This window comes from Streptomyces sp. NPDC096136, from assembly GCF_044763325.1.
Classification (GTDB): Bacteria; Actinomycetota; Actinomycetes; order Streptomycetales; family Streptomycetaceae; genus Streptomyces.
Map to the genome: position 1 here is coordinate 204,195 of NZ_JBIWFZ010000012.1, position 12,835 is coordinate 217,029.

Here is a 12,835-nt window from a genome sequence, read left to right on the forward strand (position 1 = left end):
CTTAACTCTACGGGGCGTGTCACACTGCACCGATGCGACGCCTGTTCCCTGTGACCGATCAGACATCCGGCCCCTCCGGGGCCGCGGCCGACCGCGCGTGGTCGCTGGACGAGCTGGCGGAGGCCTACGCCTACCCCGACCTGGCCCCCGGCGCGCACTGGCTGCGGGCGAACATGGTGTCGACGCTGGACGGGGCCGCCCAGCACGACGGGCGCTCGCAGCCCATCTCCGGCGAGACCGACATGCGGATCTTCGGCACCCTGCGGGCGCTGGCGGACGTGGTGATCGCCGGCGCGGAAACGGTTCGCCAGGAGGGCTACCGCCCGGCCCGGGCCCGCGAGGCCTTCGCGGCCCGGCGCGAGGCCGCCGGCCAGGGCCCCGCTCCGGCCATCGCGGTGGTCAGCGCGAGCCTGGACCTTGACTTCACCCTCCCCCTGTTCACCTCCCCCCTGGTGCCCACCCTGCTGCTGACCGGCGCGGGCGCCCCGTCCGACCGGGTCGCCGAGGCCGCCGCGGCCGGGGTCGAGGTCGTGGTGGCGGGCGAGGGCGCCGGGGTGGACCCGGCGCGGGCCGTGCGGGAGCTGGCCGCGCGCGGGCTGCGGCGCCAGCTGACCGAGGGCGGGCCCCGGCTGCTGGGCCAGTTCGTCGCCGCCGACGCGCTGGACGAGCTGTGCCTGACGATCTCCCCGACACTCACCGCGGGCGGCGCCCAGCGGATCGCAGGCGGCCCCTCCGTCACGGTTCCGCACCGGCTCGCACCGGCCTCCGTACTGGAAGAGGCCGGGTTCCTCTTCACGAGCTACCGTCGGATCTGACAAGGGAGCGGAATTTCGCGTTCCGCTTAGCTTCCGAAGGGTACGTAGCTGGGCACGTATACCTGCGCAGGCCCCGCGCCCCAGCGGGGCAGGATGGTTTCCGCAGGGGCCGGCCGACCGGCCTCGGCGCATGAAGGAGAGGGCGTCCGTGTTCACGAGCGTATTGATGATCGAGCAGCCGCTGACCACGGTGGACGTGGACTTCGTCACCACCCTGCACGGAGACGAGCCGGTCTCCTTCGTCGTCCTCATGCAACCCAGGGGTGACCGGGACCGACTGCTCCGCGCCATCGACGACGTAGCGCTCGGCGAACTCCCCGAAGCCCTCCACGAGGCCGACGAACCCGAGGGGGAGGCCGCCCGCGGCCCCGCCGCCCTGGCCCTCGCCCACTCGCTCGCCTCCCTGCGCAAGCACGGCGCCCAGGCCGTCGGCCAGATCGTCGAGGAGCACCCCCTCGACAAGCTCAAGGACGTGGTGGACGAGGTGCACGCCGACGAGGTGATCGTCCTGACCGCTCCGCACTACGTCGAGGAGTTCTTCCACCGGGACTGGGCCTCCCGCGCGCGGCACAAGGTCGGGGTTCCGGTGCTCAAGCTCTTCGCCCACAACGAATAGGCTGGGGGCGACACACCCCGCGGACCCGTCCCGCGGACCCCGCGGACGACGCCTGCGGGCCCCCGCACTCGATCCTGGAGCGACCTGAATGAAGCCCGGCCTGCCGACCGCGATGGAACGGCCCCACTTCATCGGCATCGGCGGCGCCGGCATGTCCGGCATCGCGAAGATCCTCGCCCAGCGCGGCGCGCAGGTGGCCGGCAGCGACGCCCGTGACTCCGAGACCGCCGAGGCGCTGCGCGCCCACGGCGCCACGGTGCACATCGGGCACGCCGCCGACCACCTCGCCCCCGGGTCCACCTGCGTGGTCGTCTCCAGCGCCATCCGCGCCGACAACCCGGAGCTGGCCCGCGCCGCCGAGCTCGGCATCCCCGTCGTGCACCGCTCCGACGCGCTCGCCGGCCTGATGGACGGGCTGCGCCCGATCGCCGTCGCCGGCACCCACGGCAAGACCACCACCACCTCGATGCTGGCCGTCTCCCTCGCGGCGCTCGGCCTCGACCCCTCGTACGCCATCGGCGGCGACCTGGACGCCCCCGGCTCCAACGCCCACCACGGCGAGGGCGACATCTTCGTGGCCGAGGCCGACGAGAGCGACCGCAGCTTCCACAAGTACGCCCCGCAGGTCGCGATCATCCTCAACGCGGAGCTCGACCACCACGCGAACTACGCGTCGATGGACGAGATCTACGAGTCCTTCGAGACCTTCGTCGGCAAGGTCGTCCCCGGCGGCACCCTCGTGGTCGCCCACGGCCAGGACGGCGCCGCCGAGATCGCCCGCCGCGTCGCCGGCCGCGACGGCCTGGAGGTCGTCACGTACGGCGAGGACGAGGACGCCGACGTCCGCATCACCAAGATCACCCCGCGCGGCCTGGCCAGCGAGGTCACCGTCCTCCTCGACGGCCGCCCGCTCACCTTCACCGTCTCCGTGCCCGGCCGCCACTACGCGCACAACGCCGTCGCGGCCCTCGCCGCGGGCGTCGCCCTCGGCATCCCCGCGCACAACCTGGCCTCCGCCCTCGGCAAGTACACCGGCGTCAAGCGCCGCCTCCAGCTCAAGGGCGAGGCGGCCGGGGTCCAGGTCATCGACTCCTACGCCCACCACCCCACGGAGATGACCGCCGACCTGGAGGCCATCCGCGGCGCCGCCGCGGACTCCCGCATCCTGGTCGTCTTCCAGCCCCACCTCTTCTCCCGCACCCAGGAGCTCGGCAAGGAGATGGGCCAGTCCCTCGCCCTCGCCGACGCCTCCGTGGTCCTCGACATCTACCCGGCCCGCGAGGACCCGGTCCCCGGTGTGACCAGCGAGATCATCATCGCCGCCGCCCGCGCCGCCGGCGCCGACGTCACCCCCGAGCACGACAAGGGCGCCGTCGCCGACGTGATCGCGGGAATGGCCAAGCCCGGCGATCTCGTTCTCACGATGGGCGCGGGCGACGTCACGGACCTGGGACCCCAGATCCTCGCCCGCCTGTCGAACTGAGGGAGCGGGAGCGTCATGGCGTACGAGGTCCAGAAGACGGACGAGCAGTGGCAGGCGGAGCTGACCCCGTCCGAGTACCAGGTGCTCCGCCTCGCGGGCACCGAGCCGGCGTTCCGCGGTGAGTACACGGACACCAAGACGGAGGGCGTCTACTCCTGCCGCGGCTGCGGCGCCGAACTGTTCCGCTCCTCGGAGAAGTTCGAGTCCCACTGCGGCTGGCCGTCCTTCTTCGACCCGAAGGACAGCGAGGCGGTGGAGCTGAAGGCCGACACCTCGCACGGCATGGTCCGCACGGAGGTCCTCTGCGCGACGTGCGGCTCCCACCTCGGCCACGTGTTCGAGGGCGAGGGCTACCCGACCCCCACGGACCAGCGCTACTGCATCAACAGCATCTCCCTGCGCCTCACCCCGACCGAGGGCTGACCGGCGCCGAGGGGCCATGGCCCTCCGAGTCGCCGATCGCGGCGCGGAGGGCCACGGCGTTTCGCCCAGGTGTGGAGGCCCCGGCCGGCCCTCGTCCACGCCCTTGCAGGCGTGATGGCTGACTGCACCGTGCCCCAGGCCAGGAGCTCGGAGCCTGCCATGCGGCAGACCGGATCAGGGCGACCGGAATGCATTGCCTGCCTGCCTGCCTGACCGGACCCGACATGACCGACTGGCGCCGTGTGGGCGCAGCGCTGGCCGAGGCGGCGTTGCCGGCGCAGAAGAAGCCGGACGCGGTGGACGCCTGGGTGGCACTGGCCGCAGCCAAGCACGGCAGCGCCGTGATCTTCACGTCCGATCCGGAGGACATCCAGGCGTACCTGGCGGTACTCAACCCGCCTGACGTGCACGTACAGCCCGTGTGAACGTCAGGGCGGCCTGGATGACGCATCCGCCTGGTTCCGGTGATCGGCCACGGCCCGGCGGTGGAGGTCCTCGGCCGCGGCGAAGCGCTCCCGCTGCAGCGCGAGTTGCTGCTCGTAGCGACGCCGTCCGCCGAGCAGGGCCGACAGGACACCCGGTTCCGCAGGAGCGAAGTCGTCCCACAGGGGGGTGGTGTCCGGAGCGGGCCGCTGACCTCCTCGTCGAATCGCTGCGGAACGTGAGTCCGCCGCAGGCTCTCGAACGAGACACGGGCTGAGCCGGGACCGGAGGTGGTCCTCCAGGGTCCGGTCCGGAGACCAGCCCTGGGATCGGGCCTTGGTCAGGTCCAGGACCACCGGGTGGGCCAGCTGGTCCACCGCGTAGCGGCTGAGGGCCGGCTCGCCGCCCGTCAGGCGGGCCGCCGCCTCCGCCGCCCGGGCCGCCGCGGCGGCCAGGGGCAGGGGGAGGTGGCGGATCCGGGCCGGGACGCCGTGGGCGTGCAGGACCGCCGTGACCGCCGCGTCCCGTTCGTACGGGGCCGCGTCCGCGATGTTGTACGCGCCCGGGGCCCAGGCCGCCGCCGCCAGGCAGGCGTCCGCCAGGTTCTCCACCGCCGTCAGGCTGAGGGGGACGTCCGGGCCCGGCAGCAGGAGCGTGCCGGCGCGGACCCGGGACAGCAGGCGCGGCAGGAGCTGCGTGTCCCCCGGGCCGTAGACCGCCCTCGGCCGCAGGACCACCGCGCCCGCCGCCAGCGCCAGGGCCTCGCCCCGCGCCTTCGTGCGGCCGTAGGCGTTGAGGTGGTTCCCGCGCGGATGGTCCTCCGTCACGCGGGAGCGGTCGCGCAGCGGGTCGTAGACGCTCGCGCTGCCCACCCACACCACCGGCCGGCCCGCCGCAGCCCGCAGCAGCCGCGCGGTGCCGCCCACGTTGACGGCGCGCATCACCGCCTCCGCCCGCGAGCCCGGCGCCGGATCGCCCACGGCCGCCGCGCAGTGCACCACCACGTCCACCCCCGACAGGTCCGGCCCGGCCGACGCCGCGTCCCAGAACCGCTGCTCGCCCAGCGGCCCCGGCCTGCGCCCCAGGCAGACCACCGAGGAGCCCGCCGCGGCGGCCGCCCGGGCGACGTGGCCGCCGCAGAAACCGCTCGCACCCGTGACCGCGATCCTCATGCGCGGGTCCCTCCCGTCGTCCTGTTGCGGTGCGGGCCGTCCGTCGGGAGGCCCGATGCGCGGGCGGTGCGGGGGCGGGAGCCGTCGGCCCCCCGGAGTGGCGTGCTCATGCGCCGGCCCCCGCCGGCCGCCCGAGTCCCCGCGGGCACGAACCCGGGCGCCCGGCGGGGGCGGTGGGGGCCGGGCGGGAGCCGCTCGCGCCCGCCCCCACCCTCAGCTCCCGCCAGCCCGGCAGGGCCGCGCGCCGGTCCACCCGGGCACGCGTCACCACCGGCCGGTACGGGGCCAGGGCCTCCAGGACGTCGGCCAGCTGGACGGTCGCCAGCCGGGCGCCCGGGCAGGCGTGCGGGCCCGCCCCGAACACCAGGCGCGCCACCCCCGGCCCGGCCGGAGCCCTGCCGTCCGGGTCACGCCGGTGCGCCCCCGCCGCGTGCCGGGCCACCAGCAGCAGCCGGTCCCCGCCGCGCACCGGGCAGCCCCCGACCACCCCGTCCGCCGCCGCCACCCGGGGCAGCACCGGCGAGGCCGCCGTCACCCGCAGCAGCTCCTCCGCCAGCCGCGGCCGCAGCTCCGCGTCCGCGGCCTGCTCCCACAGGCCGGCGTCCGCGCACCACGCCACCGCCCGCGGCAGCGCCGCCACCGTGGTGTTCACCGCCGCCACCGCGAGCATCGCGGACAGCGGGTCCGCGTCCCCCAGCAGCCCCTGGAGGCGCTCCGCCGCCCGGACCGCCTCCTGCGCCGCGCCGGGCCTCGGCGGGCCCGGCAGGTGGTCCCGTACCGAGGCCGCCGCGGCTGCGGCCGCCGCCCGCGCCACCTCCCGCGGGTCGGCCGCGCAGTCCAGCAGGGCGCACACCACCGACCCGGCCAGCTCCCGCGCCAGCTCCACCACGTCCACCTCCCCGCCCCGCTCCAGCGGCGCCCGCCCCCGTACCAGCAGCGGCCGCCACACCTCCCGCAGCCGCTCCACCCCGGCCGCGCCCAGCCCCCCGGCCACCCCGCGCCGGCCGGTCCGGTGCCCGCCGCCCTCCTGGTCGAACAGCACGCCCCCGGCGCCGCGCAGCGCCTCCCGGGCCGCCCCGCCCGTCGTCCCCGCCGCCGCGCGGTCCAGCGGCAGCCGGGTCAGCGCCTGCCGGTACGCCTCCGCGTCGTGCACCAGCACCGTCCCGCCGAGCCGCCGCACACCGCGCCCGCGCGTCGCGGCCAGCAGCCCGAAGAGGAGGGGATGGCTGCGCAGGTACACCCGGCGGTCCCGCCTGCGGGCCCGGCTGTGGGGGATGGTCATCGGACGTGGACCTCCTTCGTGTCGACGGGCCGGTAGCGCCGGTCCCAGTACCAGAGCAGGGTGCGCCGCGCACCCCAGGAGCGCAGCCGCCGCAGGCTGTTCTCCACCACCAGCCGCTCGCAGCGCACGACCCGCGCGCTGTGCTCCCGCGCCCGGTTGAGCAGGGTGACGTCCTCCGAGCCCTCCTCCAGCCGCTCGCGCGGCGCCCCGCCGCAGCGCAGGTACAGCTCCGCCGTGATGCCGAGGTTGTGGCCGTGGCACAGCACGTACGGGGCCCGGAAGCGCGCGCCGCGGTGCGCGGGCCGCCACCGGCCGTACAGCGCCGTCAGCCGCACCAGCGCCGGCAGCAGCCGCGCCTCGGCGAACGTCGGCCGCTCGTCGCGTCGCGGCACGCTCCGCCCGCACAGCATCTGCGCCCCCCGCCCGAACTCCGCCCGGGCGACGGCCGTCCAGTCCCGGGCGGGCAGGCAGTCCGCGTCCGTGCGCAGCAACAGGCGCGCCCCGCCGCGCGCCGCGTGCCGGAACCCGGTGTCGGCCGCCGTCCCCGCCCCCGGCTCCGGCTCGTGGACCAGCTCGACGGGGAACGGCGCCGAGCGCGCGAACTCCCGTACGACCCGGGCCGTCCCGTCCGTCGAGGCGTTGTCGACGACCACCAGCCGGAAGCCGGTGTCCTCCTGCGCGGCCAGCGCCGCCAGGGTCGCCCCGATCGACCCCGCCTCGTCGTACGCCGGGACCACCACCCACAGGTTCATCCCGCACCCCTTCCGAGCCGGGCCGCCGCCAGCGCCGACACCGCCGCCCGGTCCGGTTTGCGCGAGCGCCCCGACAGCGGGATGTCCGCGAACAGCAGGGCGTCCGGCCGGGCCGTGCCCATCGCCCGCAGCGGCTCCGACAGGGCCGCGCGCAGGGCCGGTTCGGGCACCCCGCGCTGCGGCTGCACCACCGCGACGAGCCGCTCGTCCCCGTCGCCCGCCGGCACCCCGACGAGCACGCCCAGCTCCACCCCCGGCACGTGCAGGCCCGGCTCGTACAGGCCCGGGTAGATGTTCTCGGCCCGCCGCAGCACCATGTCCTTGCAGCGGCCCTCCAGCACGATCCGCCCCGCCCCGTCCAGCCGCGCCCGGTCGCCCGTCCGCACCCACGGGTCGGGCTCCTCGCCCAGGTAGCGGTCCCTGGCCGCGGGACCGGCCAGCAGCAGCTGCCCCCGCGCGTCCACGGCCGTGCGCACCCCGGGCAGCGGGGCGCCCACCAGGTCCCCGGCGCCGTCGAAGGCGCCCTTCTCCCGGGACTCCACCGCGGCGGCCGGGAACAGCTCGGTCAGCGCGTACACCCCCCACGCCTGCTCCGCCCCCGCTTCCCGCACCCGCCCCAGCAGGGCCGCGCCCGCCGGAGCCGAACCCGTCCACACCCGGCCCCCGAACCGGGCCCCCGCGCCGAGCGCGTCCCGCAGCTGCGGCGGCGTCAGGTACGTGTCCCGGGGCCGCAGCCGCGCCAGCTGCCGGGCCAGCACGGCGGGGGAGCGGGCCGGCAGCGCGACCGGCGCCCCGTGCGCCAGCGAGGGCACCAGGACGAAGAAGGTCCCGCCCAGCACCGGCTCCCCCGGGGAGCCGCCCGCCTCGAACAGTCCGGACACCGTCTCCATCCCGGCGGCCAGACCGGCCCGGGTGTGCACCACCGCGCGCGGCCGGGAGGTGGTCCCGGAGGTGAACACCACCACCGCGTCCCCGTCGCCCCCGTACCCGGCCGGCACCCCCGCCCGGGGCGCCCCGAGGTCCAGCGCGGGCGCGCAGCCCGGCAGCCGGGGCCCGACCGTGGCCACCGGCCCCAGCGCGGCCAGCTCCGGCAGCTCCAGCCGGGCCCGCCGGGCCAGCGGCGCAGCCCACCCCGCCACCGCCTGCGCGGCCGCGTCCGCCAGCACCAGCGCCGGCCGGGCCAGCGCCAGCCGGGCCCGCAGCACCTGCGCCCCGGCCCCGGGGTCGAGCACCGCCCCGCGCAGCCCCAGCCGCCACAGCGCCAGCAGCACCGCCAGCGCGCGCGGCCCCGGCCGTACGGCGACCCCGACGGTGTCGCCGGCCCGCAGCCCGCGCGCGTGCAGTGCGGCGGCGAACGCGTCGGCCAGCTCGGCGAGTTCACCCCGGGTGGCCCGCACCCGGGTGGCGCCGCTGCGGGCGGCGGTGAGCACGGCCGGCCGCTCGGGCCGGGCGCGCAGCGCGTGATCCAGTCGGTCCAGCATCAGCGGGGGTCGTCCGTTCCGTGCGTGCCGCTGCCCTGGTCCAGGTACCAGCGGGCGGTCCCGGCAAGCCCGTAGGCACGCAGCCGGCGGGTGGAGTTCTCCACGACCATGCCCCGGCAGCGGGAGATCCGGTCGGTGTGGCGGCGGACCGCGTTCAGGAACAGCCGGTCCGTGGGCGAGGGCCGCCGCGGCATCCCGCCCACCGCCAGGTACAGCTCCGCGGTGATCGCCATGTTGTTCCCCGCGTGCATCCGGTACGGGGCCCGGTAGCCGCGGCGCCGCGCGTGCTGCGGCCGCAACCGCCCGAACAGCGCGGCCAGCCCCACCAGTCCGGCGAACGCGGCCCGGCCCAGCGGCCCGTGCTCGTCGCGCCGCGCCGTGATCCGCCCGCACACCAGCCCCGGCCGCTCCAGCAGCGCGGCCCGCGCCGCACCCGCCCAGCCGGGTCCGGGAAGACAGTCGGCGTCCGTCCGGGCCAGCAGGGTGGCGCCCCGCGCGATCGCGTACCGGAACCCGGTGTCCACCGCCGAACCGACCCCCTTCTCCGGCTCCTCTACCACCTCCACCGGGAACGGCGCTCCCGCCGCGAACTCCCGCGCGATGGCCCCCGTCCCGTCCGCCGAGGCGTTGTCGACGACCAGCAGGGTGAAGTCCCGGTCCCGCTGCGCGGCCAGCGCCCGCAGCGTCCCCCCGATCCGGGCCGCCTCCTCGTGCGCGGGCACCACCACCCACATCCGCGCGCCGCTCACGACTTCTCCCAGACCATCGTCATGATGCTGATCCCGCCGCCCAGCCCGACGAACAGCACCCGCTCGCCCGGCTCCAGCCCGCCGAACACCCGGTCCAGCTGCACCCCGATGCTCGCGCTCGCCACGTTGCCCAGCCCGGGCACCGTGACCACCAGCTTCCGCTCCGGCACGCCGGTCAGCTCAGCGAACCGCTCCAGGTAGGGCACCGTCACCTGGTGCACCAGCACCTTCGCGAACCCGTCCCAGCCCGTGCCCGCGCGGTGCAGCGTCCGGTCGACGACCGCCGTGCCCACCTTCTCGAAGACCCCGCGCAGTTCGTGGCCGTCGCCCTGGAAGTAGGTGTACGCGTCCCCGCGCGGGTGCCGCGACCCGCCGCCGGGGATGCCGCCGACCTCCCAGTGCTCCGAATGCGTCTCGCTGTCCACGTCCAGGATCCCGCCGCGCTGCACGGCCTCGACGACCACGGCCGCGCCGGCGTCGCCGAAGGTGTAGCCGGCGAAACCGCGGCGGAACTCCGCGAAGTCGGCGGGGTCCTTGCGCACCGCCCGGCTCGGGGTCTCCCCGGTGACCACGAGCGCCCGCCGGGACCGGCCGGCGAGGACCATGCTCCGGGCGAGGTCGATGCCGTTGACGAAGCTGTTGCAGGCGTTGGTGACGTCGACGGCGTGCGCCCGCGAACCGAGTTCGGCCTGCACGATGTGCGCGGTGGCGGGCTCGACCACGTCCCGCGAGGCGGAGGCGAACACCAGCAGGTCGATGTCGAGCGGGTCCAGCCCGGCGGCGTCCAGTGCCCGCCGGGCCGCGCCCGCCGCCAGCGTCGAGGCGTACACCCCCTCGGCCGCGACCCGCCGCGAGACGATCCCGGTGGCCTGCGCCAGGATCCGGGCGGGCAGCGCGATGCCGCTGCGCCGGGTGACCTCCCGCTGGAGGTCGTCGGAGGACAGCGCGTCCTCGGGCAACAGGCTGCCGACGGCGGTAATGCCGACGCGCGGCCGCGGATCACAAGGCTGTATGGGCATGCGTCCACGATGGCAACGCGGCGGGTGGACGGGCCTGAGTACGGGTGCTCAGATCCCTTGCGGGGGGTGCTGAGTAGGGATCGGTACGACGGCTCAGGTGCGCGCCGCCGCCCGGCCCCGTCGGCCCGCCGGGGCCGGACGGCGGCGCGGGTGGTGTCCCGCTGCGCGGGGCGGGTCCCCCACCCGCCCTTCCACCGTTCCCCGGGGGCTCCGCCCCCGGACCCCGTGCCCCGGGCGTCGGCGGGGCGTTCTCGCCGGTGCCCGGTGCCCGGTGCCCGGTGCCCGGTGCCCGGTGCCCGGTGCCCGGTGCCCGGTGCCCGGTGCCCGGTGCGTCGGCCGACGGCTGTAGGCAGACGCACCGGGGCGTGGCGGGCCGGCCGGCGCCGGGTCAGTCCGCCGCCGCGGGCGGCTCCCCTCGGTCCCCGGGGCCGGTGAGGCGCCCGCGCAGGCGGGCGAGGCGGCCGGGGCGGGGCCGGTCGTGGGGCGATCGCGGCGGCGGTTCGGTTCCGGGGGCGACGCCGGAGGCCTCCGGGAGCCGATCGGGGTCCCCCGTCGACGGGCCGGTGTGGTCCGGGTCCTGTGACAGCCACTCGGGGAGTTCCTGCCGCGCCTGCGCCGCAGGCGCGTCCGCGCGTTCCAGGAGGCGCTCCCGGAGCTCCGCCGGCAGCTCCTCCCCGAAGTGGCGCAGGACCTCCGCCGCCAGTTCCGGGGCCTCCGGGTCCCCGGCCGGGGACCCGGTCGCCGCGCGGGCCAGGAGGTCCCAGGTGCCCGCCCGGCGGTGGACCGGGGCGCCCGTCGTGGCCAGGAGGAGGCGGGCCTCCACCGGGGCCGGGGCGTCCCCGTCCCACACCAGCCGCATCCCCGTCCGTAGGACCAGCGGCTCCGCGTACGGGGAGACCCCGGCCTCCCGCAGGAGGGCGTCCAGCGCCACCACCCGGTCGCCCGCGGGCCGCCCCAGGGCGCACATCCGCAGGTGCGGCAGCGCCTCCGCCGCCCCCAGCCGCAGCGCGGTCCGCGCGAACAGCCGCGCCCCGGCGGGCGGATCGCCCGCCGCGAGGGAGTCCAGGCGGTCGAGCACGAGGGCGCGCAGCGCCGGCAGCTCGGCCAGCGCCGCCCGTACCTCCTCCCCGTACGCCCACTCCGGATCCGTGAACAGGGCCCACGCCAGCTTCCGCGCCGCCTGGGGGAGCAGCCCCGCGGTGTCCGCGCCGAGGGAGGTGGCGGACACCAGCAGCAGCGCCGGCGCCGCCGGTTCGCCCTCCGGGCCGGCCAGGGCGGCCCGCAGCTCCGCTTCCAGCTCCGCCGCGAGCGCGCCCCGCGCCGCCGCGTCCAGCGAGGCCGGCAGCCGCTGCGCCGCCGCCGCCTCCGCGGCCCCGCGCGGTTCCCCGCCCGGCCGGAGCAGCACGCCGGCGAGCGCGCGCAGCCGTACGCCGTCCAGCGCGTCCCCGTGCCCGGCGGCCCACTCGGCCGCCGCCGCCCGGGCGGCCGAGCCCAGGGGGACCCCGGCGGCCAGCGCGAGCGCGGCCAGCGGGCCCGCCCCGTACGGCTCCCCGGGCAGCCGGCGCACCTGCGCGAAGAGCTCCGCCCGCCCGGCCGACCACACGGCGGCGGCCGTCCGCGCCCACAGCGCCGCCGGGCCCCGGGGCGCCTCCGGGGCCGGTCCGCGCGCGGCCTCGTACACCCGGTGGCGCCGGCCCCCGCCGGCCACCGCGCCGGCGTCCTGCGGAAGGACGCCGACCAGCTGCTGCGGGGCGTCGAGCGGGTGCCGCGCGGACGTGGTGAAGCTCAGCCGCCGGCCGCGCGCGTGCGGCAGAACCCCGCACGCCAGCATGACCCACCGGGCCACGTCCGCGCCGTCCGCCTCCACCAGCACGATCCGCGGCGCACCCGGCTCCTCGGCGACCCGGCGCACGTCGTCGAAGAACGCGGCGAGCCACGGCCCCCGGGCGGCCACGAACTCCGCCATCGCGGCCCGGTCGTAGGGCCCCGGCGCGGGTATCCGGTCGAGCGCCGGCGGCGGCCCCTCCTGCGGGGTCCGGTCCCGCCACTGCGCCGAACCCCAGGCGGTGATCGGCAGGGCGCCCCCGGCCTCCTCGGGCAGGTGCACGGCGTGCGCGTGGAACCCGGACCCGGTGCGGACCGCGCGGGCCAGCAGCCGGCCGCCGCCCGGGAGCAGGCTCAGGCTCAGCACCCCGGGACCCTGCGGCGGCCCGTCCGCGAGGAGCGGTTCCGCCGCGCGCAGCAGCGCCGCGGACACCCCGGGCGTCACCGCGGCGAAGCCGGGCCCGCCGTCGTAGTGGAGCTGCGGAAGGCTCACGCGTCCCCCTCCGCCCCGGCCGCACCCGTCACTGACGTACCGTCAGTGTCTGTTGCGAACAGCCCTGTTGCCCGTACCGTCGTTCCCCGCACCGCTGCCCGAACCGTGTCCCGAACCGCTTCCCGACCCGTTCCGCCGCCCGGGCGCACGGCATGCCCGGCCCCGTTCCCCGCCATGCCCCGCGCCCCCCGTGCTGTGTGTGGGAGGTCATTCCACCAGATGTGCGAGCAGTACGGGAGTTCCGCCCCCGGCGGCTTCCGTTCGCCCGCTGTACGGCCCGACGTCAGACGGGGATCTCCGTCC

12 protein-coding genes are annotated in these 12,835 nt (G+C 77.4%); 5 read left to right on the top strand and 7 right to left on the bottom strand.

What is annotated here, in order from left to right:
• Nucleotides 1-32: 32 nt before the first annotated feature.
• From ACIRBY_RS24590 to ACIRBY_RS24610, 5 genes are all read left to right on the top strand, one after another.
• A complete protein-coding gene (locus ACIRBY_RS24590) occupies nucleotides 33-815 on the top strand; it encodes a pyrimidine reductase family protein (RefSeq protein ID WP_403903920.1) in 783 nt (260 codons plus the stop codon).
• A gap of 148 nt (nucleotides 816-963) precedes the next feature.
• Complete coding sequence (locus tag ACIRBY_RS24595; RefSeq protein WP_403903922.1) at nucleotides 964-1,431, top strand: indole-3-glycerol phosphate synthase; 468 nt, start codon at nucleotides 964-966, stop codon at nucleotides 1,429-1,431.
• 88 nt (nucleotides 1,432-1,519) lie between these two features.
• On the top strand, nucleotides 1,520-2,914 hold the full coding sequence (gene murC / locus ACIRBY_RS24600) for a UDP-N-acetylmuramate--L-alanine ligase (protein WP_403903925.1): 1,395 nt from the start codon (nucleotides 1,520-1,522) through the stop codon (nucleotides 2,912-2,914).
• Nucleotides 2,915-2,929: 15 nt separating this feature from the next.
• On the top strand, nucleotides 2,930-3,337 hold the full coding sequence (gene msrB / locus ACIRBY_RS24605) for a peptide-methionine (R)-S-oxide reductase MsrB (protein ID WP_403903927.1): 408 nt from the start codon (nucleotides 2,930-2,932) through the stop codon (nucleotides 3,335-3,337).
• 224 nt (nucleotides 3,338-3,561) lie between these two features.
• Nucleotides 3,562-3,762, top strand: coding sequence for a hypothetical protein (locus ACIRBY_RS24610; protein ID WP_403903929.1), 201 nt, complete (start codon nucleotides 3,562-3,564; stop codon nucleotides 3,760-3,762).
• A 3-nt stretch (nucleotides 3,763-3,765) separates the two neighbouring features.
• Here the strand turns inward: ACIRBY_RS24610 and ACIRBY_RS24615 are convergent, their stop codons facing one another.
• From ACIRBY_RS24615 to ACIRBY_RS24645, 7 genes are all read right to left on the bottom strand, one after another.
• Entirely contained in the window at nucleotides 3,766-4,932 is a 1,167-nt protein-coding gene (locus ACIRBY_RS24615; RefSeq protein WP_403903931.1) for an NAD-dependent epimerase/dehydratase family protein, read from the bottom strand.
• 106 nt (nucleotides 4,933-5,038) lie between these two features.
• The gene (locus ACIRBY_RS24620) at nucleotides 5,039-6,214 is read right to left on the bottom strand and encodes a cytochrome P450 (RefSeq protein WP_403903933.1); all 1,176 of its coding nucleotides are present in this window, start codon (nucleotides 6,212-6,214) and stop codon (nucleotides 5,039-5,041) included.
• The gene (locus ACIRBY_RS24625; protein ID WP_403903935.1) at nucleotides 6,211-6,966 is read right to left on the bottom strand and encodes a glycosyltransferase; all 756 of its coding nucleotides are present in this window, start codon (nucleotides 6,964-6,966) and stop codon (nucleotides 6,211-6,213) included. Before ACIRBY_RS24625 ends, ACIRBY_RS24620 begins: the two co-directional genes overlap by 4 nt.
• A complete protein-coding gene (locus ACIRBY_RS24630) occupies nucleotides 6,963-8,447 on the bottom strand; it encodes an AMP-binding protein (RefSeq protein ID WP_403903937.1) in 1,485 nt (494 codons plus the stop codon). Before ACIRBY_RS24630 ends, ACIRBY_RS24625 begins: the two co-directional genes overlap by 4 nt.
• On the bottom strand, nucleotides 8,447-9,196 hold the full coding sequence (locus ACIRBY_RS24635; protein ID WP_403903939.1) for a glycosyltransferase family 2 protein: 750 nt from the start codon (nucleotides 9,194-9,196) through the stop codon (nucleotides 8,447-8,449). Before ACIRBY_RS24635 ends, ACIRBY_RS24630 begins: the two co-directional genes overlap by 1 nt.
• Complete coding sequence (locus ACIRBY_RS24640) at nucleotides 9,193-10,215, bottom strand: 3-oxoacyl-ACP synthase III family protein (protein ID WP_403903942.1); 1,023 nt, start codon at nucleotides 10,213-10,215, stop codon at nucleotides 9,193-9,195. The genes ACIRBY_RS24635 and ACIRBY_RS24640 overlap by 4 nt, the downstream gene beginning before the upstream one ends.
• Before the next feature lie 388 nt (nucleotides 10,216-10,603).
• On the bottom strand, nucleotides 10,604-12,532 hold the full coding sequence (locus ACIRBY_RS24645; protein WP_403903945.1) for a GTPase-associated protein 1-related protein: 1,929 nt from the start codon (nucleotides 12,530-12,532) through the stop codon (nucleotides 10,604-10,606).
• Between the last annotated feature and the right edge of the window lie 303 nt (nucleotides 12,533-12,835).

What these genes read in the sequence shown, in the direction of transcription:
- ACIRBY_RS24590 (WP_403903920.1), top strand. Translation starts at nt 33, where the DNA reads ATGCGACGCCTGTTCCCTGTGACCGATCAGACATCCGGCCCCTCCGGG.
- murC (WP_403903925.1), top strand. Translation starts at nt 1,520, where the DNA reads ATGAAGCCCGGCCTGCCGACCGCGATGGAACGGCCCCACTTCATCGGC.
- msrB (WP_403903927.1), top strand. Translation starts at nt 2,930, where the DNA reads ATGGCGTACGAGGTCCAGAAGACGGACGAGCAGTGGCAGGCGGAGCTG.
- ACIRBY_RS24610 (WP_403903929.1), top strand. Translation starts at nt 3,562, where the DNA reads ATGACCGACTGGCGCCGTGTGGGCGCAGCGCTGGCCGAGGCGGCGTTG.
- ACIRBY_RS24615 (WP_403903931.1), bottom strand. Translation starts at nt 4,932, where the DNA reads ATGAGGATCGCGGTCACGGGTGCGAGCGGTTTCTGCGGCGGCCACGTC.
- ACIRBY_RS24620 (WP_403903933.1), bottom strand. Translation starts at nt 6,214, where the DNA reads ATGACCATCCCCCACAGCCGGGCCCGCAGGCGGGACCGCCGGGTGTAC.
- ACIRBY_RS24625 (WP_403903935.1), bottom strand. Translation starts at nt 6,966, where the DNA reads ATGAACCTGTGGGTGGTGGTCCCGGCGTACGACGAGGCGGGGTCGATC.
- ACIRBY_RS24630 (WP_403903937.1), bottom strand. Translation starts at nt 8,447, where the DNA reads ATGCTGGACCGACTGGATCACGCGCTGCGCGCCCGGCCCGAGCGGCCG.
- ACIRBY_RS24640 (WP_403903942.1), bottom strand. Translation starts at nt 10,215, where the DNA reads ATGCCCATACAGCCTTGTGATCCGCGGCCGCGCGTCGGCATTACCGCC.